The 2,136-nt window shown below is 66.2% G+C and carries 2 protein-coding genes and 1 pseudogene; all 3 read right to left on the reverse strand.

Translation table 11 applies throughout. The features are described 5' to 3' along the window. A partial coding sequence (menC, locus tag AACR77_RS19360; protein WP_042880841.1) for an o-succinylbenzoate synthase occupies nucleotides 1-810 on the reverse strand: 810 nt, incomplete at its 3' end. Next, nucleotides 810-1,670, reverse strand: coding sequence for a 1,4-dihydroxy-2-naphthoyl-CoA synthase (gene menB, locus AACR77_RS19365; RefSeq protein ID WP_039039779.1), 861 nt, complete (start codon nucleotides 1,668-1,670; stop codon nucleotides 810-812). The genes menC and menB, both read right to left, overlap by 1 nt. Continuing rightward, nucleotides 1,663-2,136, reverse strand: a pseudogene (locus AACR77_RS19370) (alpha/beta fold hydrolase); the annotation flags it as partial. The pseudogene AACR77_RS19370 and the gene menB, both read right to left, overlap by 8 nt.

A 2,136-nucleotide genomic window follows, 5' to 3' on the forward strand; every position in this document is an offset into this window, starting at 1 on the left:
CCCCGCGAGGCGGGCGAGCTGGCCGAGGCCGAGACCGGACTCGAAACAGGAGGAGACGATCACCTTGAGCTTCAGTTCGCGAGCGCGGGCCACCAGGGCCTCGCTGTTGGCCAGGGCGCCGAGCAGGGTCGGCTTGAGCACCAGGGCGCGCAGTTGCGGGATGGGCTCCCAGGGCTTGCCCTGGGCCAGCAGTTCGTCCAGCGCCACCGGCATGCCGGTGCGGCTGGCGACGAAGGCGATGTCCTCGAAGTCGGCGCACAGATCTTCGAGGTATTCGATGCGATTCGGATCCAGGTGGCCGCAGAAGGCCCAGGCCTCCTCGCGGGTCCAGCCCTGGTTGGCGTCCAGGACCAGCTTGAGGTTGGGGCGCCGATCGAGCAGCAGCCGGATCAGCGCCAGCTCGTCGCGCATGGGGTAGCGGGCCACCTTCAGCTTGGCCTTGAGGGGGGTCTCGTGCAGCCACTGTTTCCAGTTCTTGAGCAGCTCCTGGGGGGAGCCCTGGATCAGCGGATAGGGCTCGGGCAGGGGGGCACCCTGCTCGGGCCAGCTACGACGGGCGCAGTCGAGCCCGAACTGCACCGAGGGCAGCTGTGGCGTCGGGGTCTGTCCCCGCGCCAGCTGCGCCAGACAGTCGAGGGCCTCGGCCTGGGCGTCGGCCAGGGTCTCTTTGGAAAATCCTGGCAGGGGGGCTATCTCCCCCCAGCCATCGTCGATGCGTACCAGCAGGCCCTCGCGCGCTACCTGCAACTGACCGTGAAAGGCCAGGGGCTGGGTAAAGGGCAGTTGGTAGCGGTAGAGGGCGAGTGTCATCAGGGATTCCGCTTGTATTTGGAGAAGTCGGGACGGCGTTTCTCGTTGAATGCATTGCGCCCTTCCTGACCCTCTTCGGTCATGTAGAACAGCATGGTGGCATTGCCTGCCAGCTCCTGCAAACCGGCCTGGCCGTCGCAGTCGGCGTTGAGGGCCGCCTTCAGGCAGCGCAGGGCCATGGGGCTGTGTTGCAGCATCTCGCGGCACCAGCGCACGGTTTCACGCTCCAGCTCGGCCAGGGGCACGACGGTGTTGACCAGCCCCATGTCGAGGGCCTGTTTGGCGTCGTAGAGGCGGCAGAGGAACCAGATCTCCCGAGCCTTCTTCTGGCCGACGATGCGGGCCATGTAGGAGGCGCCCCAGCCGCCGTCGAAGGAGCCCACCTTGGGGCCGGTCTGGCCGAACTGGGCGTTGTCGGCGGCGATGGTCAGGTCGCACATCATGTGCAGCACGTGGCCGCCACCGACGGCGTAGCCAGCCACCATGGCCACCACGGGTTTGGGGCAGGTACGGATGTCACGCTGGAAGTCGAGCACGTTGAGGTGATGGGTACCTTCATCGTCCTTGTAGCCACCGTAGTCGCCGCGGATCTTCTGGTCGCCGCCGGCGCAGAAGGCCTTCTCGCCGAAGCCGGTGAGGATGATGGAGCCGACCTTGTCGTCGTAGCGGGCATCGGCCAGGGCTTGCAGCATCTCTTTCACGGTACGGGGGCGGAAGGCGTTGCGCACCTGGGGACGGTTGATGGTGATCTTGGCAATGCCCTCTGGGGACTTGTGATAGAGGATGTCCTCGTAACCGGCGGAGCAGTCGTGCCACTCGACAGGGGCATAGAGCTCGGCTTCCGTCATTGCTTCAATCATGGATCTTCTCTTCTGGTTGGTGAGCCCACTCCCGCAGGAGCCGGGCAAAGGTATCGGGCTGGCTTGTGTGCAGATTGTGTCCGCCATCCAGAGCCAAGTGTTTGATATTGCAGCCTTGCTTTACCAACTGGCAAGCGAGGGCATGGAATTTGTGATCCCGGTTGCCGGAGATCCACTGCACCGGCAGCCGGGTATCCCGAAGCCAGGGGGCGAGATCCGGCTGCCGCCCCAGGGACGTGGCCCTCAGCATGGCGGCCACGGCCTTGCCGTCGTTGCCAAGGCGGCGTGCGGCCTGGCGGGTGCGGGCATCGTCGTCCAGGTCGGCGAAGACGCCCTGGCGGTACCAGTCGGCAAGCACCCGGGTCAGGGGCTCGCACTCGAAACGCCGGGCCCAGGCTTCATCGTGAGCGATGCGGGCCGGACGTTCACCGGCAGGCAGCCCGGGGTGGCAGTTCTCCAGCAGCAG

The sequence above is a fragment of the Aeromonas sp. ZOR0002 genome, assembly GCF_963866995.1.
Lineage (GTDB): Bacteria > Pseudomonadota > Gammaproteobacteria > Enterobacterales > Aeromonadaceae > Aeromonas > Aeromonas caviae.